Origin of the sequence: Xanthomonas sp. WHRI 10204, from assembly GCF_040202875.1 — a bacterium.
GTDB lineage: Bacteria > Pseudomonadota > Gammaproteobacteria > Xanthomonadales > Xanthomonadaceae > Xanthomonas.
On sequence record NZ_JBEGDW010000003.1, the window covers coordinates 201198 to 225191 of the forward strand.

Annotated in this window: 22 protein-coding genes, 2 tRNA genes and 2 other RNA genes; 12 read left to right on the forward strand and 14 right to left on the reverse strand. The window is 65.4% G+C overall.

Annotated features, from left to right (window positions below; genetic code table 11):
- Nucleotides 1-76: non-coding RNA, sX9 sRNA (locus ABQZ00_RS17975), on the reverse strand.
- Nucleotides 77-453: 377 nt separating this feature from the next.
- Here ABQZ00_RS17975 and yccS point away from each other — a divergent pair.
- Nucleotides 454-2667, forward strand: coding sequence for a YccS family putative transporter (yccS, locus tag ABQZ00_RS17980; protein ID WP_323538556.1), 2214 nt, complete (start codon nucleotides 454-456; stop codon nucleotides 2665-2667).
- A 165-nt stretch (nucleotides 2668-2832) separates the two neighbouring features.
- Here the strand turns inward: yccS and ABQZ00_RS17985 are convergent.
- Nucleotides 2833-2909, reverse strand: a non-coding RNA gene (locus ABQZ00_RS17985) — sX9 sRNA.
- 61 nt (nucleotides 2910-2970) lie between these two features.
- Nucleotides 2971-4161: an MFS transporter gene (locus tag ABQZ00_RS17990; RefSeq protein ID WP_115552783.1), complete on the reverse strand. Its 1191-nt coding sequence runs from the start codon at nucleotides 4159-4161 to the stop codon at nucleotides 2971-2973.
- Nucleotides 4162-4258: 97 nt separating this feature from the next.
- On the opposite strand from ABQZ00_RS17990, the gene ABQZ00_RS17995 reads away from it, so the two are divergent.
- From ABQZ00_RS17995 to ABQZ00_RS18015, 5 genes are all read left to right on the forward strand, one after another.
- Complete coding sequence (locus ABQZ00_RS17995; RefSeq protein WP_055853198.1) at nucleotides 4259-5161, forward strand: LysR family transcriptional regulator; 903 nt, start codon at nucleotides 4259-4261, stop codon at nucleotides 5159-5161.
- A gap of 66 nt (nucleotides 5162-5227) precedes the next feature.
- Nucleotides 5228-7150 carry an MFS transporter gene (locus ABQZ00_RS18000; protein ID WP_323514474.1) on the forward strand — a complete coding sequence of 641 codons (1923 nt, stop codon included), beginning with the start codon at nucleotides 5228-5230 and terminating at the stop codon, nucleotides 7148-7150.
- A gap of 308 nt (nucleotides 7151-7458) precedes the next feature.
- The gene (locus ABQZ00_RS18005) at nucleotides 7459-7803 is read left to right on the forward strand and encodes a CD225/dispanin family protein (protein WP_115512730.1); all 345 of its coding nucleotides are present in this window, start codon (nucleotides 7459-7461) and stop codon (nucleotides 7801-7803) included.
- Nucleotides 7803-8213, forward strand: a complete 411-nt coding sequence (locus tag ABQZ00_RS18010; protein WP_055853205.1) for a DUF2752 domain-containing protein — start codon at nucleotides 7803-7805, stop codon at nucleotides 8211-8213. The genes ABQZ00_RS18005 and ABQZ00_RS18010 overlap by 1 nt, the downstream gene beginning before the upstream one ends.
- A gap of 383 nt (nucleotides 8214-8596) precedes the next feature.
- Nucleotides 8597-9055 carry a DUF4240 domain-containing protein gene (locus ABQZ00_RS18015; protein ID WP_323538555.1) on the forward strand — a complete coding sequence of 153 codons (459 nt, stop codon included), beginning with the start codon at nucleotides 8597-8599 and terminating at the stop codon, nucleotides 9053-9055.
- 217 nt (nucleotides 9056-9272) lie between these two features.
- On the opposite strand, the gene ampE is transcribed toward ABQZ00_RS18015, so the two are convergent.
- The 5 genes from ampE to ABQZ00_RS18040 form a co-directional block, all read right to left on the reverse strand.
- A complete protein-coding gene (gene ampE, locus ABQZ00_RS18020; RefSeq protein ID WP_115512732.1) occupies nucleotides 9273-10166 on the reverse strand; it encodes a regulatory signaling modulator protein AmpE in 894 nt (297 codons plus the stop codon).
- Between the two features lie 136 nt (nucleotides 10167-10302).
- Entirely contained in the window at nucleotides 10303-11202 is a 900-nt protein-coding gene (nudC, locus tag ABQZ00_RS18025; protein WP_115552779.1) for an NAD(+) diphosphatase, read from the reverse strand.
- 313 nt (nucleotides 11203-11515) lie between these two features.
- Entirely contained in the window at nucleotides 11516-11902 is a 387-nt protein-coding gene (gene erpA, locus ABQZ00_RS18030; RefSeq protein WP_055853212.1) for an iron-sulfur cluster insertion protein ErpA, read from the reverse strand.
- Nucleotides 11903-11982: 80 nt separating this feature from the next.
- Nucleotides 11983-12432, reverse strand: coding sequence for a bactofilin family protein (locus ABQZ00_RS18035; protein WP_115552778.1), 450 nt, complete (start codon nucleotides 12430-12432; stop codon nucleotides 11983-11985).
- A gap of 3 nt (nucleotides 12433-12435) precedes the next feature.
- Nucleotides 12436-13173 (reverse strand): DUF6776 family protein, encoded by a 738-nt coding sequence (locus ABQZ00_RS18040; RefSeq protein ID WP_055853215.1) that lies wholly within the window; start codon nucleotides 13171-13173, stop codon nucleotides 12436-12438.
- A gap of 128 nt (nucleotides 13174-13301) precedes the next feature.
- Between ABQZ00_RS18040 and ABQZ00_RS18045 the strand changes: the two genes are divergently transcribed.
- From ABQZ00_RS18045 to ABQZ00_RS18055, 3 genes are read left to right on the forward strand one after another with little or no spacing between them, the layout of a single operon-like run.
- Nucleotides 13302-13928, forward strand: a complete 627-nt coding sequence (locus ABQZ00_RS18045) for a DUF4126 domain-containing protein (RefSeq protein WP_311239004.1) — start codon at nucleotides 13302-13304, stop codon at nucleotides 13926-13928.
- Between the two features lie 38 nt (nucleotides 13929-13966).
- Nucleotides 13967-15931: an EAL domain-containing protein gene (locus tag ABQZ00_RS18050; RefSeq protein WP_323538554.1), complete on the forward strand. Its 1965-nt coding sequence runs from the start codon at nucleotides 13967-13969 to the stop codon at nucleotides 15929-15931.
- A 39-nt stretch (nucleotides 15932-15970) separates the two neighbouring features.
- Nucleotides 15971-18229: an ATP-binding protein gene (locus ABQZ00_RS18055; protein WP_323538553.1), complete on the forward strand. Its 2259-nt coding sequence runs from the start codon at nucleotides 15971-15973 to the stop codon at nucleotides 18227-18229.
- A 637-nt stretch (nucleotides 18230-18866) separates the two neighbouring features.
- On the opposite strand, the gene bfr is transcribed toward ABQZ00_RS18055, so the two are convergent.
- The 3 genes from bfr to ABQZ00_RS18070 all read right to left on the reverse strand — a co-directional run bounded on the left by bfr (nucleotide 18867) and on the right by ABQZ00_RS18070 (nucleotide 20513).
- The gene (gene bfr, locus ABQZ00_RS18060; RefSeq protein WP_055853222.1) at nucleotides 18867-19337 is read right to left on the reverse strand and encodes a bacterioferritin; all 471 of its coding nucleotides are present in this window, start codon (nucleotides 19335-19337) and stop codon (nucleotides 18867-18869) included.
- 268 nt (nucleotides 19338-19605) lie between these two features.
- A complete protein-coding gene (locus ABQZ00_RS18065) occupies nucleotides 19606-19815 on the reverse strand; it encodes a (2Fe-2S)-binding protein (protein WP_115526897.1) in 210 nt (69 codons plus the stop codon).
- A gap of 80 nt (nucleotides 19816-19895) precedes the next feature.
- On the reverse strand, nucleotides 19896-20513 hold the full coding sequence (locus tag ABQZ00_RS18070; RefSeq protein WP_055853227.1) for an RNA pyrophosphohydrolase: 618 nt from the start codon (nucleotides 20511-20513) through the stop codon (nucleotides 19896-19898).
- Between the two features lie 118 nt (nucleotides 20514-20631).
- Here ABQZ00_RS18070 and ABQZ00_RS18075 point away from each other — a divergent pair.
- Together ABQZ00_RS18075 and ABQZ00_RS18080 are read left to right on the forward strand one after the other, a co-directional pair.
- Nucleotides 20632-20708, forward strand: a tRNA-Met gene (locus ABQZ00_RS18075).
- Between the two features lie 52 nt (nucleotides 20709-20760).
- Nucleotides 20761-20834: transfer RNA gene (locus ABQZ00_RS18080), tRNA-Gln, on the forward strand.
- Between the two features lie 494 nt (nucleotides 20835-21328).
- Here the strand turns inward: ABQZ00_RS18080 and rpsI are convergent.
- Both rpsI and rplM read right to left on the reverse strand, forming a co-directional pair.
- Nucleotides 21329-21721, reverse strand: coding sequence for a 30S ribosomal protein S9 (gene rpsI / locus ABQZ00_RS18085; RefSeq protein ID WP_055853228.1), 393 nt, complete (start codon nucleotides 21719-21721; stop codon nucleotides 21329-21331).
- A 2-nt stretch (nucleotides 21722-21723) separates the two neighbouring features.
- Complete coding sequence (gene rplM, locus ABQZ00_RS18090) at nucleotides 21724-22152, reverse strand: 50S ribosomal protein L13 (RefSeq protein WP_006451009.1); 429 nt, start codon at nucleotides 22150-22152, stop codon at nucleotides 21724-21726.
- Nucleotides 22153-22333: 181 nt separating this feature from the next.
- Here rplM and coq7 point away from each other — a divergent pair, with 181 nt between their 5' ends.
- Nucleotides 22334-22987 carry a 2-polyprenyl-3-methyl-6-methoxy-1,4-benzoquinone monooxygenase gene (gene coq7, locus ABQZ00_RS18095; RefSeq protein ID WP_115512737.1) on the forward strand — a complete coding sequence of 218 codons (654 nt, stop codon included), beginning with the start codon at nucleotides 22334-22336 and terminating at the stop codon, nucleotides 22985-22987.
- 567 nt (nucleotides 22988-23554) lie between these two features.
- Here the strand turns inward: coq7 and ABQZ00_RS18100 are convergent.
- Nucleotides 23555-23869: a DMT family transporter gene (locus ABQZ00_RS18100; protein WP_055853233.1), complete on the reverse strand. Its 315-nt coding sequence runs from the start codon at nucleotides 23867-23869 to the stop codon at nucleotides 23555-23557.
- Nucleotides 23870-23994 lie beyond the last annotated feature (125 nt).

Genomic DNA, 23994 nt, shown 5'->3' on the forward strand with positions numbered 1-23994 from the left:
GGCTAACAAAACGTAGCGAGCAGTCGTCAGGTGGGCGTGGGCGGCGCGGAGGAACCGCAGTGTACGAGTGGTACATGCCGCACCGAGCACCGGCCGCGCCCGCCTGGCGGGGAGCGCAATAGTTTTGTTAGTTGCTAAGCCGCGTCCTTCCCCCGCCGGCGGGGGAAGGTGCCCGAAGGGCGGATGGGGGCAAGCACGGACATCCGCTGGTTGTCGGCCGAACAGAGCAACAGCTCGCTGGTGGTCGCCGACAAGGCGGTGTTCAAGCTCGCAACCACAGGTTGCAAGGTCGCCAAGCGCGGTAGACGGCCGTGCAGCGGGGGCGGCGGTGCAATCGCGCACTCCGCTCCAGTCCGCACACATGCTGGCTACTGACAAAGAACTAGCCGCTCTCCACACCGGTGGCGCGTGCCTGCGGCAATAATGCCCGGGCACGCTTGCCCATCAGAGACCGTGGCCACCACTTCTTTCGAATCCCGCCTCAGCCGCCTGTGGGCCCATGAAAAGGCCAGCTACGGGCTGCGTGTGTTCATCGCGCTGGCGGTGGCCATGGGCGTGTGCTGGCACTGGCAGCAACTCACCGCAGTCCCGGCGCTGTTTCTGGGCACCATCGCCAGCGCCATCGCCGAAACCGACGACAACTGGTTGGGCCGCATCAAATCGGTGCTGCTGTCGTTGCTGTGCTTTGCCGCAGCGGCGGCGGCAGTGACGCTGCTGTTCCCGTACCCGCTAGCGTTCGTGATCGGCATGGCGGTGGCCACTTTCTCGCTCACCCTGCTGGGCGCACTGGGCGAGCGCTACGCCTCCATCGCGCAGGCCACGGTGGCGTTGTCGATCTACGCCATGATCGGCATGGACCAGCACGGCAGCCACGATCCGCTGGTGGCCTGGCATGGCGCGGCGTTGCTGTTGATCGGCGCCACCTGGTACGGCGTGCTGTCGATCCTGTGGACCATCCTGTTCGCCAATCGCCCGGTGCGCGAGCGGCTGTCGCGGTTGTTCTTCGAGCTGGGCCTCTATCTCAAGCGCAAGGCCGACCTGTTCGAACCGGTGCGGCAAAGCGACCTGCATGCGCGCCGGCTGGCGCTGGCCGAACAGAACGCCAAGGTCGTCGGCGCACTCAATGCCGCCAAGACCGCGATCATCAGCCGCTTCGGGCGCTCGGGGCGGCCGGGCGTGCAATCGGGCCTATATTTCCGGCTGTATTACATGGCGCAGGAGTTCCACGAACGCGCCAGTTCGTCGCACTATCCCTACGAAGCGCTGACCGATGCGTTCTTCCACAGCGATGTGCTGTACCGCTGCCAGCGCCTGCTCGCACTGCAGGGCAAGGCCTGCACCGCGTTGGGCGAGGCGATCCGGCTGCGGCAGCCGTTCGACTATGGCGACAACAGCCGTCTGGCCACCGAAGACCTGCGCCAGTCGCTGGATTATCTGCATGCGCGCGCCGACCCCGCACTGGCGCGCCTGCTCGGCGCGCTGGAACTGCTGGTCACCAATCTGCAGACCATCGAACGCAAGCTCTCCGAAGCGGCGCAATCCGATTCCACCAGCGACAACCTCGACACCCGCCTGCGCGATTCCTCGCCGCACACCTTGCGCGAAATGGCCGCGCGGCTCGGCCAGCAACTCACGCCTGGCTCGGTGCTGTTCCGGCATGGCCTGCGTATGGCCATCGCGCTGGTCGCGGGCTATGCGGTGATGCAATCCATCCATGCCGACAACGGCTACTGGATCCTGCTCACCACCGCGTTCGTGTGCCGGCCCAACTACGGCGCCACACGACTGCGGCTGGTGCAGCGTATCGCCGGTACCTTGATCGGCCTGGTCGCCACCTGGGCGCTGATGCAGCTATTCCCCGGCACTGAGGTGCAGTTGCTGCTGGCCCTGGTAGCGGCGCTGGTGTTCTTCATTACCCGCACCGATCGCTACATGCTGGCCACCGCCGGCATCACGGTCATGGCGCTGTTCTGCTTCAACCTGCTCGGCGATGGTTTCGTGTTGATCTGGCCGCGACTGATCGACACCGTGATCGGCTGCGCCATCGCCGCGGCGGCCTCGTTCCTGATCCTGCCCGACTGGCAGGGCCGTCGCCTCAACCAGGTGATGGCCACAGTACTGGCCAGCTGCGCGCGCTATCTCACCCAGGTACTGGAGCAATATGCGAGCGGCATGCGCGACGATCTGCCCTACCGCATCGCACGCCGCGACATGCACAACGCCGATGCGGCGTTGTCGGTGGCGCTGTCCAACATGCTGCGCGAGCCGGGCCGCTTTCGACGCAATCTGGATGCAGGTTTCCGCTTCCTGGCGCTGTCCAATACCTTGCTGGGCTATCTATCGGCGCTAGGCGCGCACCGCGCCGCGCTCGATGGCGAACACGACCCCACCATCGCCCGGGCCGGCGACTATCTGCAGCGTGCGCTTGGCGACATCGCTACCGCATTGAGCCAACGCCACCCACTGCCGGTGCATGACGAAACCGAAGAACTGGCCATGGCCGATGCGCTGGAACAGCACGCCGTGCAGCTGCCGCCCAAGCAGCGTCTGGTGCGCGACCAACTCGCACTCACCTTGCGCCTGCTGCCCAAGCTGCGCGCCGCTGCGGTGGCGGTGACCGATGCGCCGGCCGAGAGTGCGGCGCGTCTGGCGGTGAGCAAACACTAGCGGCGTTTAACGACAGTGCGGGTGCGGCCGGTATCGACTACGCCGCACAGCCCGGCGGCGTTGGCGCAACACCTGCGCGCAACACCGCAAAAGCCAAGCTTTTCAGATGCGCGCATCCGTGAAGCATGCAAGGACGCGTCACTGCGTGTCGGCAGCACGTGGAGCGGCTAACACACCGTAGCGAGCCGCCGTCAGGTGCGTGCGGACGGCGCACGCAGAACCGGAATGCACGGGTGGTACCTACCGCACCGAGCACCGGCGACGCCCGCCTGACGGTAAGCGCAGTCGTTGTGTTAGCCGCTGCTACTTCCAGGTGTTGCGCGACACACTCCAGCCCACCCAGCCCAACGCCGCCACGGCCAGCAGCGCACCGCCGATCACCACACCGTTCCAGCCGGCCTGCGCGTAGGCCGCGGTGCTCAAGGTCGACCCTAGCGCGCCGCCGATGAAGTAGCAGGTGATGTAGGCAGAGGTGATGCGGTTGCGCGCATCCGGATTGCGCTGATAGATCACGCTCTGATTGGCGATGTGCACGCCCTGTACGGCGATATCCAGCAGCAGCACGCCCACGATCAGCAACGCCATCGAGTGCGGCGCAAACGCCAGCAGCCCCCACGACACCAGCAACATCACCAGCCCACCCCAACTCACGCGATCGCCATGGCCGTGGTCGGACCAATGCCCGGAACGATTGGCTGCCAACGCACCGGCCGCACCGATCAAGCCAAACAACCCGATCACCGCGGTGCCATAGCCATACGTCGGACCGGACAACAGAAACGCCAGCGTGGTCCAGAACATACTGAAGCCGGCAAAGATCAGCCCACCCAGCACCGCGCGCGCGCGCAGCACCGCATCGTCGCGCAGCAGCGTCAACACCGATCCCACCAACTGCGGATACGACAACTGCGCATTGCCCGGATGCCGCGGCAGCCCGCGCCATAGCAGCGCGGCGGTGATCAGCAGCAGGCCGGCGGCAATCCAGTACACCGTGTGCCAGCCGCCCACGCCGGCCAGCAGCCCGGCAGCGGTGCGCGCCAGCAGGATGCCCAGCAGCAAGCCGCTCATCACCGTGCCGATCACCCGCCCCCGCTCGTGCGGTGCCGCCAGCGTGGCGGCGAACGGCACCAGGATCTGCGCCGCCACCGAACTGGCGCCGGTGACAATCGTGCCGACCAGCAACATCGCAAAGCTGTGCGAGCTGGCACTGATCAGCAGGCCCAGTGCGCTGAGCACGAACAGGCCCACGATCAGGCTGCGCCGCTCCAGCCGGTCGCCCAATGGCACCAGCAACAGCAGCCCGGCCGCATACGCCAGCTGCGCCGCGGTCACCACCGCCCCGGCGCTGCGCACCTGGATGCCGAAGGTCTGCGCCAGCGTTTCCAGCAGCGGCTGGGCGTAGTAATTGCTCGCCACTGCCAGCCCGGTGGCGGCGGCCATCAACAGCACCAGGCGGCGCGGCAATGGCGGATGGGCGGCGGGGTCGACGGTCATGGCAGAGGCCTGTGGAAGGAATGGAGGCAGTGTGGGCAGCGGCGATGCATCTTTCCAATGTATTGTTTTCACCGTCACCATCGCGTTTCGAGATCGCATGCTCACCCTGCGCCAGCTGGAATTTGCCGTGGCCGTGGCCGACGAAGGCGGCTTCACCGCGGCCGCACGCCGCTGCAACACGGTGCAATCGGCGCTCAGCCATCAGGTGGCCAAGATCGAAGAGACGCTTGGCGCGCGGCTGTTCGAGCGCGGCACCCGCCGGGTACGCCCCACCGCGGCCGGCGAAGTCTTTCTGCACAACGCACGCGAAACCCTGCGCGCGGCCGAACGCCTGCACGAAGAAATGGCCCAGGCACTGGGTACCGTACGCGGCCGGCTCACACTGGGGCAGATCTCCTCGCTCAGTACGGTGCAGGTGCCGCAGCTGCTGCGCCAGTTCCGCACCGCACATGCGCGGGTAGACGTGCACCTGCGCACCGCCATGAGCGAGGCCTTGCTGCACGATCTGGGCGAAGGCCGGCTGGATGTGGCCTTGGTCGGCGTCGGCCCGCAGGTCGCGGTACCGGAGCAGCGCCTGCTCCTGCACGAAGAACCGCTCGCCTTGATCGTCGCCCCCGGCCATCGCTTTGCCGCGCGCAAGCGGGTGGCCCTGGCCGAGCTGGAGGACGAACCGATGGCCGGGCTGATCCCCGGTGCCGGGGTGCGCGGCATCATCGATGCGGCCTTCGAGCAGGCCGGGCTGCGGCAGCGCCAGCAATACGAGGTGACTCACGCCGACCTGATGCGCGAACTGGTCGCCGCCGACCTGGGCGTGGGCATCGTGCCGCACACCATGGCCAGTGCCATGCGCGAGGTGGTGACGGTCGCGCTCAAGGAGCGCTTCCGCTTCTTGACCTACGCGGTGTGGCGGCCCGACCCCACCCCAGCCGCACGCGCGTTCGTGGCGCTGCTGCGTGCCCAAGCGGCGCCGCGTGCGCCATCGCCTGGCCGGTCGCGCTAAGCGCACAGGCCCTCCACCAGCACCGTGGAAGCCTGCTAGGCTGCGCGCGTTCGCAAAGGAAACTGCATGTCCGGTCACAGTCAGTTCGCCCTGCTCAGGCAGCGCCGCTTCTTGCCGTTCTTCGCTGTCCAGGCGCTGGGCGCGTTCAACGACAACGTCTATCGGCAGGCCATCATCGGCTTGCTGTTCTATCTCGGCATCGATGCGGCGCAGCGCACGCTCTACACCAATCTGGCGCCGGCGCTGTTCATCCTGCCGTACTTCCTGTTCTCCGCGCTGGCCGGCCAGATCGCCGAAAAGATGGAGAAGCAGAAGCTCATCGTGATCACCACCACGATGGAGATCGCCATCATGTCGCTGGCCGCGGTGGGCTTCATCACCGAGAACATGGTGATCCTGCTGATCGCGCTGTTCTGCACCGGCCTGCAATCCACGCTGTTCGGGCCGGTGAAGTATTCCATCCTGCCCTCGGTGCTCAAACCCGAGGAACTCACCGGCGGCAATGGCCTGGTCGAGATGGGCACCTCAATCTCGATCCTGTGCGGCATGATCTTCGGCGGGCTGATCTTCCAGATCGCCGGCAGCCATGGCCCGGTCGCTGCAGCCACCGCCGTGATCGCCATCGCCGTCACCGGCAACCTGGTGGCGCGGCTGGTGCCCAAGGTTGATGCCGGCGCGCCGGAGCTGAAGATCAACTGGAACCCCATCCCCGAATCGCGCGCCATCATGCGCCTGACCCGGCGCACGCCGGCCGTGCGCAACTCGGTGCTGGGCGTGTCGTGGTTCTGGTTCGTCGGCACCGTGCTCACCGCGCAGCTGCCCACCTACGCGCAGCTCAATCTCGGCGGCCAGCAAGACCTGTACGTGTTTGCGCTGGCGCTGTTTTCGATCGGCACCGGCGTGGGCTCGCTGCTGTGCGAACGGCTGTCCGGGCGCACGGTGGAAATCGGCCTGGTGCCGCTGGGTGCGTTCGGCATCAGCGCGTTCCTGCTGGACCTGTATTTCGCCCGCCCCGGTGCCGCGCCGGTGAGCGATCTGTCGATCGGTCAGTTCGTGCAGCAGGCCGGCAGCGTGCGCTTGATCATCGACCTGGTCGGCATCGGTCTGTTCACCGGTCTGTTCGTAGTGCCGTTGTTCGCGCTGATCCAGAGCCGCACGCCCAAGGCCGAACTCTCGCGCGTGATCGCCGGGCTCAATATCCAGAATTCGCTCTTCATCGTGGCCGCCGCCGTCATCGGCATTGCGCTGCAGCTGCCGCAGGTGGTGCTGTTCGGCCACCGCATCCCGATGCCGGGGTTGAGCATTCCGCAGGTGTTTCTGGCGCTGGCGATTGCCAATACGCTGGTGGCGCTGTGGATCTTCACCCTGGTGCCCGAGTTCCTGATGCGCTTTCTCAGCTGGGTGCTGGTGAGCGTGTTGTATCGGCTGCGCACACGCGACATCGACACCCATGTGCCCGACAACGGCGCCGCCTTGCTGGTGTGCAACCACGTCAGCTACATGGACGCGCTGATTCTGTCGGCGGTGATTCCGCGCCCGGTGCGCTTTGTCATGTACTACAAGATCTTTCGCATCCCGGTGATGCGCTGGATCTTCCGCACCGCCAAGGCCATTCCGATCGCCGGCGCGCGCGAAGACCCTGCACTGATGCAGCAGGCGTTTGACCGCATCGATGCCGCGCTGGCCGATGGCGAGCTGGTGTGCATCTTTCCGGAAGGTGCGTTGACCAAGGACGGTGAGATTGCCGCGTTCAAATCCGGCGTCGAAAAGATCCTGGAGCGCCGCAAGGTGCCGGTGATTCCGATGGCGCTGCGTGGCATGTGGTCGAGCATGTGGAGCCGCCGCGATACCCGCCTGGGCCGCATGCGCGTGCCGCGCCGGATGCGTGCGCAGATCGAAGTGGCTGCAGGCCCCGCCGTTGCCGGCGACCAGGCTAGCGCCGCGTTGCTTGAACAGCAGGTCCGCGCACTGCGCCAGGACCAACCGTGAGCCGCGCCGGCGCGGGCTTTGCGTCCGTCGCGGACCGCGAGTAGCCTGTGCGCCACTGCACGCTTTGTCGCCGCGTTCGCCAAGCGGACGCGGCAGGTCGTACCGGGGGAAGTCGTCGTGCGCAACATCGTGTCTGAGGCATCTGCCGCAACCGGCAGCCGTCGCGCCTGTCGGCGACCTGCGGTTGCAGCGCTGCACCGCGGTCCTGCGGGCAGGACGCACGCTGCCATCCGTCGCGCTGCGACCGGCATCACCCTCCCCACGCACCCGATCCGTTTGTTGTCGTTTACCACCCAAGGAGCTTCACCATGAGTGCCATCCCACCGCCGATCCACCCCTCGTCCAGCGCAGCGCCCGGCCCGGTGCCCAATCACCTGATCTGGGCGATCGTCTCCACCGTGCTCGGCTTCTGCCTGTGCTGCCCGTCCCTGATCACCGGCATCGTGGCGATCGTGTTCTCCAGCAAGGTCAACGGCCTGCTCAACCAGGGCGACATCGACGGCGCGCGTCGCGCCTCCAACACCGCCAAGACCTGGTGCATCGTGACCAGCGTGCTGGCCGCGATCGGCCTGCTGGTCAACATCGGCATGGTCGCCACCGGCGGCATGCAGGGGTACTCGGATTACATGCAGCAGCTGCAGCACATGCAGTAATGGAACTGCGTCCACGCCATTGGCTTGGACTGGGGGCGGCCACCAGCGTGGCCGCCTTTGGCGTATCGCTGCTCTATCGCTTCGACCCGAACGCGAGCAACAGCCCGTTCCCGCCCTGCATTTTTCGCACCGTCACCGGCTGCTACTGCCCCGGTTGCGGCATGACCCGCGCGTTGTATGCGCTGGTGCATTTCGATCTTCCTGGCGCCTTCGCCATGAATCCGGCCGCCGTACTCGGCCTGTTCACCCTGCCCGGCCTGATCGCCTGGAAAGCCGGTTGGCGCGCCCGCTGGTTCGCACCGGTGGTGAGCGTGATGTCCGAACCGAAATTCTGGTTATGGGCACTCCCCACGTACTGGATTGCACGAAATCTGCCGTGGTACCCGTTTACGCTGCTGGCGCCGGGTTAGATGGAATAAAGACGTTACGAGGCAGTGCTTCATCGATGAGAGCTTCTTACGCGACATCGTACGTAATGCATCCGCAGAGAAAAATTTTATCCACCCTCTCGTTGAAAGTGAACGCGTATAACTAGGGCAGTGGGTAGGCCGTAATGACTTCAAGCACTACGAAACGAGCGCCACCGACAATAAAGGTGCTTGCAAAGAAACGCCTTGATCGTTACGACTAGCTTTGGTGAAAAGCATTGCAGCACGCCCATGCCTTAGAACTCATCTATTCGATCAGAAAAGCCGGAATCTCTGTATCTCGACTGGCAAACCAGTCACAGCAACACCACTTCGCGACGCGGGTCGCTATTGCACCAGCAATCAGACGCTCAATGGAGCAAGTTATGGAAAACAGCCAATTCTGGCAACTCATGAAACTTATTGATCGTGTTGCATTGAAGGACGGAGACGAGGATCGCGCTCTGGCCTCTCTCACACCGGCCTTAACTGCCATGGAGATTACAAGCATCGAAGCTTTCCATGAGCATCTCTCGCAGCATCTTTTCGCCATTGACGGAGAGAAGTACGCAGAAAATGCCGGCGACTCCGGGCAGTCCGATGATGGTTTTCTCTATGCCAGATGCTATGTGGTCGCTTGTGGTGAGGAATATTATTCACGCGTAAAGAGGACTCCGGCTGAAATGCAACGCTCGGCTGACCAATGGTGCGAGTCGCTACTTTACGTCGCCCCAAACGCCTGGGCAGCAGGTAGCGGCAGAGACCCATCAGACTGGCCATTTGAGGCAACTGTTAGCTATGAGTCGGGCAGTAACCCCGATCTTTGGACTGAGGCCGGCGCATAACATCCCATCAAAGCCGACACGTCTCGCGTGTCGGTTTACTTCGGGCCTCGAACCATAGCGGACGAGCCGATGGGCGCCCGTTCAACGCGTAAGCAACGTGTGCCGGAAGGCGTACCGCCGGACCCGCATTCAAAAACTTACGCTGAAACGATTGAAACCTGGTGCCGGAACGAGAAGCAGTACTGCGCTCGTAACTACTTTAGTGTGGCGCGCAGTATCACCGCACCCAACCCGCAATCACCAACAACGCCAGCACCACCATCCACAGCAGCAGCACGCGCCAGACCAGGCTCATTGCATCGCGCACTTCCGGTAGCCGGCGCCAGACCGGCACCAGGCCCGAATCGGTATAGTCGTGCGCTTCTTCGCGCAGCTCGGCACTGACACTGGCACGCGCAACGGCACCGAGAAAATGCGGCTCCAACGACCAACGGTTGCCATGCGCTTGCCGCCACGCGCGGAACACCGTATCGAAGTTGCCGACCAATGCCATCGATACCGTGATCAGCTGCGCTACCGGCCATTCCAGCACCGCCAGCAGCCAGCGCGCGCCGGCAAGATTGCGCGGCGGCAGCAGCACCGCCAGCGGGCTTTCCACCGCCAGCGCGGTCAGGCGATACAACACCGCGCCGAATGGCCCCAGCAACAGAAACCACCACAGCACCGCAAACCAGCGCCGCAGGCCATTGACTACCACCGCTTCAACCAGCGATGGCGCGTCCTCATGCACGCTGCCGCCGGCGGCCTGCAACTGCGAGATCGCATCGCGCCGCGCCCCGGGTTCGTCGGCATCGATCACCGCCTCGACATCGCGATCCAGATCGCGCGGCCCCCAGGTCCAGGCCAGCACCGCCACGCCGAACAGCAGCGACAGGAACCCGTGCCAGACATCGTCCAGCAGCCACTGCAGCACGAGCACCACCAACAGGGCCGGCAACAGCGCCAGCAGCACCCCATAGCGGCCCTGCCAGGCGCCACGTCCGGCGGCATAGCTGTCCAGCCGCCGCAGCCAATGACCAAACCATTCAAAACGCCGCAGCCTGGCCACCTGCGCCGGCACCAGATGGCCCAGCGTGAGTGCGACGACGACGGCAACCAGGGTGGTGAACATGGGTGTCCCTCCTCAGCCGAGTCTAGCCGAGCGGGCACAACCGCCCCGTAACGCGTTTCGCGCGCCGGTACCGTGCGCACCGGGCAGGGGCGCGCATGCGCTCGCCGCAAGCCGCGTGCATGCGCAAGCGATGCCCTCAGCCATGCGTGCGATACCACTGCTCGATCAGCGCGCGCGCAATCGAAATGGCAGGCGGCAGCCCAATCCCGTCCTCGCCGCCTTGCCCGGCCAGCGCAGCGCCGACCTCGGCATGACTTACCCAGCGCGCGTCTTCCAGCTCACCGGTCACCTGCGGCACTTCGCTCGCCGCCGCATGCGCAGTAAAGCCCAGCATCAGCGCACCCGGGAACGGCCACGGCTGCGCGCCGACATAGCTGCAACGCTGGATCCGCACCCGGGTCTCTTCGTGCACCTCACGCGCCACCGTCTGTTCCAGCGACTCGCCCGGCTCCACAAATCCGGCGATCACCGAATAACGCCGCGGCGCCCAGCTGGCCTGGCGGCCCAACAGCAACCGCTGCCCGTCGCTGACCGCGACAATGATCGCCGGGTCCACGCGCGGATAGTGCTCGGTCTGGCACTGCGTGCAATGCGCGATGAAGCCGGCGCGGCGGAACACGATCGCCCCGCCGCACACGCCGCAAAAGCGCGTGCGCGATTGCCAGTGCAGCATGGCCCGTGCATACGACACCGCGGTGGCGATCTCCGCCGGCCACTCGGCCGCCGCCTGGCGCAGGTCCACACGCTGCGGCGCCTTGACGTCGAGCGGGTCGGCCGACAGGCAAAACCAGCCTTGGCCATCGCGCACGCCCAGGAAGATCGCCGCCTCCGGGCTATCGGCAAGCGCCGAGCCCTGCAGCAGCAACGGTTGCCCCTGCGCATCGGCCAGCGCGGTGCCCTTGGCATCGATCAGCAACACGTTGCCTTGCGGCCACAGTTGCGCCAACGCAGCGGGATCGTCACGCAACGCATCTCCACGATCGAGCGGCGCGTGGGTGAAGGCAAAACCGGACAACGGAAAAATAGACTCGGACATCGGCGCAAGCCTGCCGATAATTGGCGACACCCGCAACCGGCAGTGCATGACGATCGCCGCAGCGTAATCGCATGCACTGCGCTCGCACTTGTGACAGGTCGCTGATGATTACAACCGGTTCGTCGCTGCAGACGCCATGCATCCGCAATGCGGACCTGCCGAAACGCGTTTTGCTCCATCTGCATCGATCATCGCAACAGGGCTTGCCCGCTGTGCTCGATCAGGACGCGTCAGCCAAGTGTGCGACAGGACCATTGGCGACGCAGACCCGCGCCGTCAAACGATCACGACCGCGTCAGACCGCCGAACAGCCTCAGACGCTAAAGCTGCTACCGCAGCCGCAGGTGGTCTTGGCATTGGGGTTACGGATCACGAACTGCGCACCGGTCAGGCTTTCGGTGTAATCCACCTCGGCGCCCATCAGGTATTGCAGGCTCAGTGGGTCGACCAACAGCGTCACGCCATCGGTGGCCACGGCCAGATCGTCTTCGGCACGGTTCTCGTCGAACTCGAAACCGTACTGGAAGCCGGAACACCCGCCTCCCTGGATATACACGCGCAACGCCAGCTCGGCGTTGCCCTCTTCCTGGATCAGCTCGCGCACCTTGGCGGCGGCAGCTCCGGAAAAATTCAGCGGCCGGTCGATGGACTGATAGTCCGGGGCCGGGGCGGCAGTAGGAAGTGAAACGAGCGTACTCATGGCGTCAGCATGGGGGCCAGGCGGCCCCACTTCAAGCCGGTTGTGCCAGCGACAGGCTCGCGCTTCAGCCGCGTGCCCGCTCAGGCCTCGGCGGTTTCGGCCTGCAGCGCCTTGACCGGCTCGGTGCGGCTGCCTTCCGGAGCCGGCAGCGCGGCGGTCGCGCCCGCCGTGGCGGCATGGATCAACCGCCCGGTGAGCTGCGCACCGGCGCTCATTTCCACCACCTGGTAGTGCACGTTGCCCTGCACCCGCGCATTGGCGGCCAGTTCGACCCGCTCGGCCGCGTGCACGTCGCCGATCAGCTGACCATTGATGATCACCACCGGCGCACGCACTTCGCCCTCGATACTTCCCTGCTCGGCCACGGTCAGGATGGCGCTGGCGCCGTCTTCGGCAATCACTTTGCCCAGGATGCGGCCTTCCACATACAGGCCACCGCTGAAGGTCAGGTCGCCGCGGATCACCACCTGCGGCCCGATCAAGGTATCGACCACGGTCTGCGCACCACGGTTGGACTTGTTTCCGAACATGAGCTACTCCCCCGCGCCATTGCCGGCGACTTTCCAATCGAATGTCTGGTTGACCGGCGCCCCATCGCCGCTCAGGGAGATTTTGACACGTTGCGGAGTGAAATCCTTCGGCAGGATCACGCTACCGTCCAACTGCTGGAAATAGCGGAACGAATACGGCTGGGCGGCGGCATCGGGCTTCTGGTGCAGCTCGTTCCAGCTCACCGTCACCAGCTTGCCGGCGCGCACGCCTTCCACCGCAAAGCGCAGCTGGCCCTGGCTGATCGCGCCACGGTTGAGGTTCTGGGTCAGCACCACGCTGTAATTCCAGGTCCCGCCGGCCTCGGCGGTGAACTGCACCGAGTGCGCATTGAGCCCCTTGCGCTGCGCGGTGGAGCCCACCAGCCGCTCGTAGAAGGCCACATCGGCGCGCAGCGCGGCGATCTGCTCGTCGCGCTCGGCCAGCGAGGCCTGCACTTCGGTATTGGCGACGCGGCTGATCTTGTCGGACATCGCCAGATTGACCTGGCGCTGCTGTAATTGCTCGATCAGCCGGCGCTGCTGGGCCTGGCTGCGCTGCGCCTGCTGCAGCGCAGCCTCGGCCTCGACCAGGCGCGGCGCGGCAGTGCGGCTGGCCATCCACCACACACCGCCCAGCGATGCCAGCCAGAGCAGGACGACCACGATCCACAGCCAGCGGCCGCTGGAAGGGCCACCACCGGAGTCACGTTGGACGATCTGAACGCGTGCGGCTGGTCTCATGGGCATCGGGTCCGGACGGGCCGGCGGTGTGGGCGGCGGCGTAGTGTGCCAGAGCCTCGACGGCCGTCGCGCTGGCGCTGGGCCGACGGTTATCCGATAGTTCCGCATTGTTCGCAGGAAGCAACGCGATGAGCGAAGCCCATCTGTTCGTGATCGGCATCCTGCTGGCCTGGCTGGCCGGCATCCGCGTTTACCTCACCGTGTTCGGCGTCGGCCTGGCCGGCCTGCTCGGCTGGATCGAGCTGCCGCCGGCCCTGCATCCCGCGCAATCGCTGTGGGTGCTGGGCACGTCCGGCGCGCTGGCGGTGGCCGAATTCTTCGCCGACAAGATTCCCGGCGTGGATTCGGGCTGGGATCTGCTGCAGACCCTGGCGCGGGTGCCGGCCGGCGCGTTTCTGGCCGCCGCCACACTGTCGCCGGACGGCGACCTGGGCGCGGGCGCGTTGGCGGCCGGCGCTGGCGTGGCGTTGACCAGCCACACGCTCAAGGCCGGCACCCGCGCACTGCTCAACACTTCGCCGGAGCCGGCCAGCAACTGGGTCGCGTCGCTGGCCGAAGACACCATCGCCACCACTGCACTGGCGCTGGCCTTGGCGCACCCCTGGTTGGCATTGAGTCTGGCAGTGGGGTCCAGCGTGCTGGTCGCGCTGATGGTGTGGTGGGTGTGGCGATTGTTGTGGCGTGGCATGCGCCGGCTGGTCGCGCCGATGCGCGCTTCAAGCACGCCGGCTGCACGCCGCTCCCCGCTATCGTGAAGTTCATCGCATAATCATCGCGACTGCAGGGAGTATCGATGGCCGCCCGAGATCCGGTTCCTTTCACCACCCGTGACGACACCGCCACGCGTAATCGCCCGCTGCGCGCCGAGACGCCGCCGGCCGACTATTGGCGTCGCTGGGCCGACGAGGCTGCCAGCGCGCCCGACGACAGCGCGCCGGTGAGTGCGGCCATCATTCCCGCGCCCGCCGCCGCCAACGTTCCCAGCCATGCGACACCCATTGCACCGGCGCGTGCCGTGTCCAACGCAGGCGCAACGCGCGTTGCGCAGGCGTTGCCGCCGTCCTCCGCCGCGTCCGCAGTCAACAACGACGGTGGCGACAACGTCGCGGCCGATGCGCCGTATCGCGTTCTGATCGTCGAGGACGACCGCTCGCAGGCGTTGTTCGCACAGAGCGTGCTGCACGGAGCCGGCATGCACGCGCAGGTCGAAATGACCGCCGCCAGCGTGCCGCAGGCGATCCAGGACTATCACCCGGATCTGATCCTGATGGATCTGCACATGCCCGAGCTGGACGGCATCCGCCTGACCACCTTGATCCGCCAACAGCCGGGGCAGCAGCTGCTGCCGATCGTGTTCCTCACTGGCGACCCGGACCCGGAACGTCAGTTCGAAGTGCTCGACAGCGGCGCCGACGATTTCCTCACCAAGCCGATCCGCCCGCGCCATCTGATCGCCGCGGTGTCCAACCGTATCCGCCGCGCGCGCCAACAGGCGCTGCAGCTGGCCGGCGAGCAGGTCAGCGTGCGCAGCAACCCGGAAACCGGCCTGCCCACGCGCGGCCATGTGATGGAGCTGCTCGCCAATGCACTGGAGCGCAAGCAGCCCGGCGGGCTGTTCTTCATCGAGATCGCCAGCGCACTTGGCCTGCGCGAACGCTACGGCTATGCCGCCTACGAACGCCTGATGACCCAGGCCGGGCATCGCCTGGCCACTGCCGCCCAGCCATATCCGCTGGCGCGTCTGAACGACAACAGCTTCCTGCTGCTGGCCGTGGAAATGGACGAAGCCAGCCTGGAACAACGCGCGCTGGATATCCGCGAGCGGCTTTCCGCCAACGCCTTCCCGGTGCGCGAAGAAGAATCTGTGCATGTGCGCTGCGCCATCGGCGTGGCTCCGCTGGGCCTGGGCTTCGACGACACCGGCAGCGCGCTGGAAGCGGTCGAGCGCACCGCGTTGCAGGCACGCCTGCGCAGCGACGGTGTGCAGGCCTATCTGGCGCCCAGCCAGGCTGAGCAGCAGGAGCAACTGCGCCTGGTCGAAGGCCAACTCGAACTGGCCTATCAGCCGATCGTGGCGGTGGCTGGCGGCGACACCGCGCAGTACCAGGTGCTGCTGCGGCTGCGTCAAGCCGACGGCACGCTGCTGTCGGCCGGCCAGGTGATCCCTGCCGCCGAAGCGGCCGGACGCATCGCCGATCTGGACCAGCAGGTCATGGATCACGCGCTTGGCTTGCTGCATCTGTATCAGCACGCCAGCCCGCCGCTGCGCCTGTTCGTCTCGCAATCGCCGCGCACGCTGGCCCGCGATGCCTTCGCCGACTGGCTGCTCAAGGCATTGGTCGAACGCGGCGTGGCCGGGCAATCGCTGATCGTGGACCTGCGTCTGGACGATGCCCTGATCCACGCGGTCACCGTGCAGCAGTTCTGCGCCAAGCTCATGCCGGCCGGCGTGCAGTTCTGCCTGAGCCAGTTCGAACCTGGCGATGAAGCAAACGCGCTGCTAAGCCAGTTGCCGCTGAGTTTCGTGCGCATGGCCAACCGCTTTGCCGATGCGCATGGCAATGCCGCAGTGCGCGACGAACTGCGCAGCGTCATCGATGTCGCCCATCAGCGTGGCCTGTTGATCATCGGCCAGCGCATCGAAGACCCGCAGGCGGCCGCCGCGATGTGGATGAGCGGCGTGGATTTCATTCAGGGCAACCTGGTGCAGACCGTCGGCAAGGAATTGGATTTCGACTTCACGAACGCGGTGCTCTAAATGACGGCGCAGGCGGGAGGCCTTCGCGCCTGGAGCGCTTTGGCCACGGTGACCGCACTCACCGCAGCGGTGGGCGCAGGCCTGCAGTGGAGCGACATCCAGGGCCCGTGGCGCGCGCTCACCGCCATCGCTGCGGCGCTGGTCGTGGTGTTTGCCCTGTGCGCAGCCGTTGCCGCCCAGCGCAGCGCCCGCGCTCAGCAGCGGTTGTCGCAGCGCCTGGACGAGGCGGAGCTGGCCCGCGAGCGCCTGCAACAGGAACTGCAACGCCACGGCGAACTCGAACAGGAACTGCTGCGCGCCAAACAGGCGGCCGAAGCCGCGACGTTGGCCAAGGGTGAGTTTCTGGCCACCATGAGCCACGAGATCCGCACCCCGCTCAACGGCATCATTCCGATGCTGGAGCTCATCTCCAGCGGCCAGCTCAGCCTGGACCAGCGCGACATGCTGCAGACCGCCACCGGCAGCTCGCTGCAGCTGCTACGCATCGTCGACGACATCCTCGACTACTCCAAGCTCGAAGCGAACAAGCTCGAACTGGAGATCACCACCTTCAACCTGCGCGAGTTGCTCGACGGTGTGGTGCAGCTGCTGCAACGCACCGCCGAAAGCCGCCAGCTGCGCCTGGGCCTGGACATCGAACCCTCGGTGCGCCTGCTGGTGCGCGGCGACCCGATCCGCCTGCGTCAGGTGCTGGGCAACCTGATCGGCAATGCGATCAAGTTCACCGAGCGTGGCAGCATCGATATCCAGCTGCGCCGCCTGGGCGAAACCCGCGCGCAGCACCTGCTGCGTTTCCAGGTGCGCGACACCGGCATCGGCATCGCACCGGATCAGCAGGCCCGCTTGTTCCGCTCCTTCGCCCAGGCCGACGCCTCCACCACCCGCCTGTACGGCGGCACCGGGCTGGGCCTGGCAATCTGCAAGCGCATCATCGACCTGATGGGCGGGCGCATCGGCGTGGAATCCGAACCCGGCCGCGGTGCCACGTTCTGGTTCGAGATCCCGCTGCTCAAGGTGATCGGCGACCTGCAGCAGAGCACCGGCGCCGATGCGGCACGCGTCATGGTGATCAGCTCCGACGCACGCCTGACGCAACGGCTCAAGCGCCTGCTCGACGGCTGGGGTGTGTCGCACGTGCTGATGGAAACCACCCAGGAAGCGCTGGAACGCGTGCGCCGCCACAGCGATGGAGAGGGCTTCCGTTGCGTCATCGCCGACCACGACACGCTGCGCTACAGCGCGCGCGCCGTGCATCGCGCACTGGCTCGCCCGGAAGACATCAGCGGCTCGAAGCTGATCTGGCTCTACGGCGACGAGCCGGTGCCGGTCGAACTGCAGGACAACGCCACCCTGGTGCCGCGTCAGAGCCCGGACGAGATCCTGCGGACGCTGGTGCTGCCGCAGGACGCCAAGCCGGTGCATGCGCTGGCCGCGTCGATGATCCCCGAGCCGCTGCCGCCACCGATGGCCAACGCGCGCGAAGTGCGCATCCTGCTGGTCGAGGACAACCCGGTAAACCTGCTGGTCGCGCAGAAGCTGCTGGGGGTGCTGGGCTTCGAAGCCGACACCGCCACCGACGGCGAGGCCGCGCTGAGCAGCATGGAATCCACGCGCTACGACATGGTCTTCATGGATTGCCAGATGCCGGTGCTGGACGGCTACGCCGCCACCCGCCGCTGGCGCGCGATGGAAACCGAAAGCGGCGGCCGCCCGATCCCGATCGTGGCGATGACCGCCAACGCCATGGCTGGCGACCGCGAACGCTGCCTGGCCGCCGGCATGGACGATTACCTCTCCAAGCCGGTCGCCCGCGAACAACTCGATGCCTGCCTGCAGCGCTGGCTGCCGCGCCACCCGGTGTTGCCCGGCCCAACCAACGGCGCAGCCCCGGCCGATCCGGAAAGCGCCAGCGCGGGCGCCCAGGCACGTGCGCTGCCGATCCTGGACAGCAGCGTGATCGACGAGCTGTACGAAGTGGCCGGCGCGGACACCATCACCATCCTGCAGCTGTTCCTGGACGATGCCCCAGGCATCATCGAACAGCTGGAAGCAGCGGCCGCCAACCGCGACAGCATGCAGCTGCGCGACCTGGCCCACACGCTTAAATCGTCCAGCGCCAACGTCGGCGCCCAGGCCGTGTCCAACGCCGCACGGCGCATCGAACTGGCCGCCCGCACCGGCACCATCGAACGCCCCTCGGTGATGGTCGCCCTGGTGATCGCCGAATACGCCCGCGCCCGCCTGGCCCTGCTAGGCCAGGTCGCCCGCCTGCAAGCCGCAACCCGCGCAGCCGGCTAAGCCGCGCAGCTCGTAAGCCGGTGACAAGAACCGACCAGGCACTGCAGTCGAAGAAATCCCGCAGCGAAAGAACGGTCGCGCCCCTCTCCCCTCGCGAGAGGAATTGGGGTGAGGGTAAGGATCACCCGATCCAAGACGCCCGATCGCGTGCCATGCCGGCACAGCAACACCTGCATCTCAACCGCAAGGCTGACCGGTCATCGGCGTCGAACGTTGCGCTACATCTGCAGCGGTACTTGAGCAGCACTGGAGCATTACCTGAGCAGCACTGGACAGGCTGAAGTTCCGCAGAGGCGCTGATCCACTCACAAAGCAGCAACGGCAAACCCTCACTCACGCGATGCGCGAGGGAATCAAATAAAGCCCCTCGCCGGACGGGGCGAGAAGGCACGGGTCGCACGCCACTGGCGCGCGTGCCTTGGAGCGCCCGCGTCGCAAACGCGGGCTGGGGGGGCGCAGAGCGGGGTTTGGAGTGAGCGTGCGCGCGAAGCCACAGGCAGCCAAGCAGCTACAGCACGACACAACACACACGCATCGACCGCAGCGCTTGCATGCTCCCCAGCATGGCACGCGCTCACTAACCACCATCTGCGCTGCACTCAACACAACGCCGACCAGCACCGCGCTGAGCGCGCGCTCAGTCGTCCAGCTTGGTCAGCAGGTAATTCGGCTCGCCGATCCGCGCCACCAGATCCAGCTGGGTTTCCAGCCAATCGATGTGCTCTTCTTCCGACTCCAGGATGTCCACCAGCAACTGGCGGCTCACGTAGTCGTTGACGGTTTCCGCATATGCGACCGCTTCGCGCAACACCGCGACAGCTTCGCGCTCCAGCGTCAGGTCGCAGCGAAACATTTCGGTCGGGTTTTCGCCGATGCGTAACTTGCCGAGCGCCTGAAAATTAGGCAGCCCTTCGAGAAACAGAATGCGGTCGGACAACTTGTCCGCATGCTTCATCTCGTCGATGGATTCTTTGTACTCATGCTCGGCCAGTTCTTTCAGGCCCCAGTTTTTCAGCATCTTGGCATGCAGAAAGTACTGGTTGATCGCAGTGAGTTCGTTGTAGAGCACCTTATTGAGGTACTCGATGACTTTGGTATCGCCCTTCATGCGATTTCTCCGAGACAGTGAGCCGGCCGCACTCTAACGCGTTGGCGCGGCGCATGAAGGAACGCGAATCGTGATCAGTTGCGTGATGCCGACCGGGCGGCTACCACGCCACGCATGCCGCATGGAAAGCGACTAGGGGACGCAGGAGAGCCTTGCGGCTAACCGTGCACCACGTAAGACAGGATTTGCATACCAACCGCTGATCGAGGCGGCAACGCAGCCAGATCGCGTCACATGCTGTAAGCAGCCCAAGCGCGCCCCACACCACTCAGGCAGCGCTTGCCAGACCCAGCAACGGAAGCGGCAGCGCGCGGGTCGCGTGCGCCTGCCTCAACAGGTCGGCCGCCATGTCCAGGCACGAGCCGCAATTGGATCCGCAACCGGTGCGCATGGTCAACTCAGCAAGGCTGGCGCAGCCGTTCTCGGCCGCTTCGCGGATCTGGTGGTCGGTGACCCCATTACAGATGCAGACGTACACGGTATCGGTCGGGTGCTGGCGATCCGGAGAGGACCAGTGCTGATTGCACCGCAAACGAGAATAGGTGTCAATTCCAAACGTTAATCATTATTAATCCGCACCTGCCGAGGCCCGCCACGCTTGCGTGGACGCTTGCGCGGACTGTCGTGGCCGGCCGCGCTGCTACCGGGCAACCAGGCTTCCAGCGCACGCTCGGGCATCACACCGACCGCCGCAGGGCCTGCCAGCGTCTGCGCAAGCGGCGCCAAATGCCGCAGCGCACGCGCATAGACGCCACGCTTGAAGATCACCACGTGCTCGACCGGGTACCAGAAGTCCACCCAGCGCCAATGGTCGAACTCGGGGGTATCGGTGTGGTCGAGCTTGAGATGGGATTCGTCGCCAGTGAACTGCAGCAGGAACCACACCTGCTTCTGGCCGATACACACCTGGCGCTCATTGCGGCGCACCGCCCGGCTCGGCAGGCGATAGCGTAGCCATCCAGGCGTAGCGCCGAGCAATTCCACATGCTCGGGCAACAACCCGGTTTCTTCGCGCAACTCGCGGTACATGGCTTCAACGGGCGTCTCATCGGTGTTCATGCCACCTTGCGGGAACTGCCAGCCGTCCCTGCGCACACGTCGTGCCCAGAACACCTGACCGTCCTTCCGCATCAGCACGATGCCAACGTTTGGCCGGAAGCCGTCCGGATCGATCACGATGCGGACTCCTGAAAATCTACTGTGACCGACTCTGCCACGGCGACGCCCGGCTCACAAGCTGAAAACGAAATACTTGACAACACCCAGGCGCATCGCGAGAATTGCCGGCTCCCTAGGCTATGTAGCTCAGCCGGTTAGAGCACAGCACTCATAATGCTGGGGTCGGTGGTTCGAGTCCACCCATAGCCACCACGGTATTCAAGCCTGCACAGGCATGCGATACTCTGGGACAACATGTTTTTATTGCCCCGTCGCCAAGCGGTAAGGCACCTGACTCTGACTCAGGCATCGGTGGTTCGAATCCATCCGGGGCAGCCAAACACAGAAGGTTCGATCGAAAGATCGGGCCTTTTTTGTTGCATCCGCCTCATGCAGATGACCCGAATCTCTACACAGCATTTGGCCCACCTGCGGAGGCAGCGCCCTGCATCCGGCCACTGCCTACCCCGGAACTACGCAACTCCCAAACCTTCGACATCTCCGCGACATCGGGCAACTGCCGCGCGCCGGAATCCACCAGTAGCGCAGCCTTGTCGCGCGGGAATGTCACCGACCTTTTCCCATGCGCGCGCACGGACGTGGACATACACCAGCTGACCAGTACCCACTCACGATCGCGCCACACCAAGACACAGATCCCCGCGCCAGCCAGCGACCTCGGCGCGCACCTGGCGCCGCCATCAGAGCCGTGGCCTTGCCGCGCACACCAACAAGGATTCCGGCCAGCACCACTGCAAAACGACAAAAGCCCGACAATGCCGGGCTTTTGAAGCAGGCGTCCCAGCAAGCCGGGACGCAGCAAACGCAATGAATCAGCGCTTGGAGAACTGGGTCGCGCGACGGGCCTTGTGCAGACCGACCTTCTTACGCTCGACTTCACGGGCGTCGCGGGTCATGAAGCCAGCCTTGCGCAGCTCGGACTTCAGGGTTTCGTCGTACTCGACCAGCGCACGGGAGATGCCCAGACGGATCGCACCGGCCTGACCGGTGGTGCCGCCGCCGGAGGCGGTGACCAGGATGTCGAAGCTTTCCGTGTTCTTGGTCAGCTCGAGCGGCTGACGCACGATCATGCGCGCCGTCTCACGGCCGAAGAACTCATCCAGCGGACGGTCGTTGACGGTGATCTTGCCGGTACCCTTGCGCAGGAACACGCGAGCGGTGGAGGACTTGCGGCGGCCAGTGCCGTAGTTTTGCGTGATAGCCATGATTAGATATCCAGAACTTGCGGCTGCTGGGCGGCGTGCGGATGCTCGGCACCCGAATACACCTTGAGCTTGCGGTACATGGTGCGGCCCAGGGGGCCCTTCGGCAACATGCCCTTGACGGCGATTTCGATCACGCGCTCCGGGTGGCGCTGCAGCGCCTGCTCCAGGCTCTCGGTCTTCAAGTTACCGATGTAGCCGGTGAAGCGGTGATACTTCTTGTCTTTCAGCTTGTTGCCCGTGACCACGATCTTTTCGGCATTGATCACCACGAGGTAATCGCCAGTATCGACGTGAGGGGTATAGATCGGCTTGTGCTTACCGCGCAGGCGGCTAGCCAGTTCGGTGCAGAGACGGCCAAGCGTCTTGCCGGCGGCGTCAACGAGATACCAGTCGCGCTGGACGGTCTCGGACTTGGCGGTGAACGTAGTCATGAGGAAGCTCTTGAGTAGTCGGGCGGATTGCAGAGGCGATGACCGCTGGAACTTTGCCACGCGTTGTGAAGGCGAAACAGAAGAGGCGGGATTGTACGCGGCAGCCCGCAGCGGCGCAAGTCGCGCGTCCATCAGGGTCAAGGCGGTTGGCAGCGGATCGGCCGGGCGCCAGAATCGACGCATGACCCAGACCTCCCCCAACCGACTGCACAGCCCGCTCGATCGGCTGCTGGTCGAAGCCCAGCGCGCGCTGGAGACCGTCTTCGGCAACCCGCCCGCCGAGCGCCCCAACCCCGCTGCCGACACCCCCGATGTCGCGCTGCAACCAGACCAGCGTCGCCATGCTGCCGGCCTGATGCGCATCAACCATGTCGGCGAAGTGTGCGCGCAAGGCCTGTACTTCGGCCAGGCTGCGGTCGCCCGCGACGCGCACACCCAGCACCACCTACTGGAAGCCGCGCAGGAAGAAACCGACCATCTGTCCTGGTGCGCGGATCGCCTGCACGAACTGGACAGCCGCCCCAGCCTGCTCAACCCGGTCTGGTATGCCGGCAGCTACGCGCTGGGCGCCCTGGCCGGGCTGCGCGGCGACGACTGGAGCCTGGGCTTCGTGGTCGAGACCGAGCGCCAGGTGGAAGCTCACCTGGACGAACATCTCGAGACCCTGCCGGAGATCGACCAACGCAGCCGCGCGATCCTGCGCGTGATGAAGATCGACGAAGCCCGCCACGCCGACCAGGCCGAACAAGCCGGCGCCCGCATCCTCCCGCCGCCCATCCCCACCGCCATGGCCCTGGCTTCCAAGCTGATGAAGACCGTCGCTTACCGCTTCTAGGAGTGGGGATTGGGGATTGGGAATTTCCGGTTGGCAGTTGGCAGTTGGCAGTTGGCAGTTGGCAGTTGGCAGTTGGCAAGCAGGTTCCGGCCTGCAGTGACGTACACACCGCAGAGTAAGAAACACCGCTGCAACGCGGGCCGAAAGTGATTGCGAAAACGCAGCCTGCCGTCAACACGGCCACTTCGAAGGCAGTGCCCACTCAGCACAACATGGCTGCGCCCAACCAGCAGCAAGAAGCAGCGACGCATTCGAAATCCCTAGCAGCAATCGCAGCGCAAGCAGGCCATAAAGCGCAACACGCGACTCGTCGCCTGCTAAAACATCGCAGCACGCCCCGCAGCACCCAACTGGGGCAAAGCCCCCTTTGTTAAGGGGGCGCGCCGATAAGCGCGGGGATAGGCAGCCACGGAGTCGGGGCCCAAAGATTTGCGAAGCAACCTTGGGGGTCAGGTCCGCGAAGCGTGCATGGCCACGGCCGAGGGCGCGGGGATAGGCAGCCACGAAGTCGGGGCCCAAGATTTGCGAAGCAAACCTTTGGGGGTCAGGCCCGCGTAGCGGGGCTGACTAACCGACCAACTTCAAGCCGATCACACCGGCAACGATCAGTCCGATGCAGGCCAGACGCGACCACGATGCGCTGTCGCCAAACAATGCGATGCCAGCGATGGTCACGCCCAGCGCACCGATACCTGTCCAGATCGCGTAGCCGGTGCCGACCGGAATGGTCTTCAGTGCCTGGGTCAAAAACCACAGGCTGATGCCGGCCAAGCTGATCGTCAGCACGGTTGGCCACAGTCGCGTAAAGCCGTCGCTGTATTTCAGGCCCAGTGCGAAGCCGATTTCGAACAGGCCGGCCAGTACGAGATAAATCCAGGGCATTGCAGTACTCCTCAACAGAAAAAAACGGACAAAAAAAAAGCGACCCAGTGTCTGCACACTGGGCCGCCGTCGGCTGTGGAACGCGAGGTCATCGCGTGGCGGGCCGTCCCGCCTTGAGTCGTTGA

Coding starts and splice junctions, on each gene's coding strand:
- ABQZ00_RS17990 (WP_115552783.1), bottom strand. CDS start 4,161: ATGACCGTCGACCCCGCCGCCCATCCGCCATTGCCGCGCCGCCTGGTG.
- ABQZ00_RS17995 (WP_055853198.1), top strand. CDS start 4,259: ATGCTCACCCTGCGCCAGCTGGAATTTGCCGTGGCCGTGGCCGACGAA.
- ABQZ00_RS18000 (WP_323514474.1), top strand. CDS start 5,228: ATGTCCGGTCACAGTCAGTTCGCCCTGCTCAGGCAGCGCCGCTTCTTG.
- ABQZ00_RS18005 (WP_115512730.1), top strand. CDS start 7,459: ATGAGTGCCATCCCACCGCCGATCCACCCCTCGTCCAGCGCAGCGCCC.
- ABQZ00_RS18010 (WP_055853205.1), top strand. CDS start 7,803: ATGGAACTGCGTCCACGCCATTGGCTTGGACTGGGGGCGGCCACCAGC.
- ABQZ00_RS18015 (WP_323538555.1), top strand. CDS start 8,597: ATGGAAAACAGCCAATTCTGGCAACTCATGAAACTTATTGATCGTGTT.
- ampE (WP_115512732.1), bottom strand. CDS start 10,166: ATGTTCACCACCCTGGTTGCCGTCGTCGTCGCACTCACGCTGGGCCAT.
- nudC (WP_115552779.1), bottom strand. CDS start 11,202: ATGTCCGAGTCTATTTTTCCGTTGTCCGGTTTTGCCTTCACCCACGCG.
- erpA (WP_055853212.1), bottom strand. CDS start 11,902: ATGAGTACGCTCGTTTCACTTCCTACTGCCGCCCCGGCCCCGGACTAT.
- ABQZ00_RS18035 (WP_115552778.1), bottom strand. CDS start 12,432: ATGTTCGGAAACAAGTCCAACCGTGGTGCGCAGACCGTGGTCGATACC.
- ABQZ00_RS18040 (WP_055853215.1), bottom strand. CDS start 13,173: ATGAGACCAGCCGCACGCGTTCAGATCGTCCAACGTGACTCCGGTGGT.
- ABQZ00_RS18045 (WP_311239004.1), top strand. CDS start 13,302: ATGAGCGAAGCCCATCTGTTCGTGATCGGCATCCTGCTGGCCTGGCTG.
- ABQZ00_RS18050 (WP_323538554.1), top strand. CDS start 13,967: ATGGCCGCCCGAGATCCGGTTCCTTTCACCACCCGTGACGACACCGCC.
- bfr (WP_055853222.1), bottom strand. CDS start 19,337: ATGAAGGGCGATACCAAAGTCATCGAGTACCTCAATAAGGTGCTCTAC.
- rpsI (WP_055853228.1), bottom strand. CDS start 21,721: ATGGCTATCACGCAAAACTACGGCACTGGCCGCCGCAAGTCCTCCACC.
- rplM (WP_006451009.1), bottom strand. CDS start 22,152: ATGACTACGTTCACCGCCAAGTCCGAGACCGTCCAGCGCGACTGGTAT.
- coq7 (WP_115512737.1), top strand. CDS start 22,334: ATGACCCAGACCTCCCCCAACCGACTGCACAGCCCGCTCGATCGGCTG.
- ABQZ00_RS18100 (WP_055853233.1), bottom strand. CDS start 23,869: ATGCCCTGGATTTATCTCGTACTGGCCGGCCTGTTCGAAATCGGCTTC.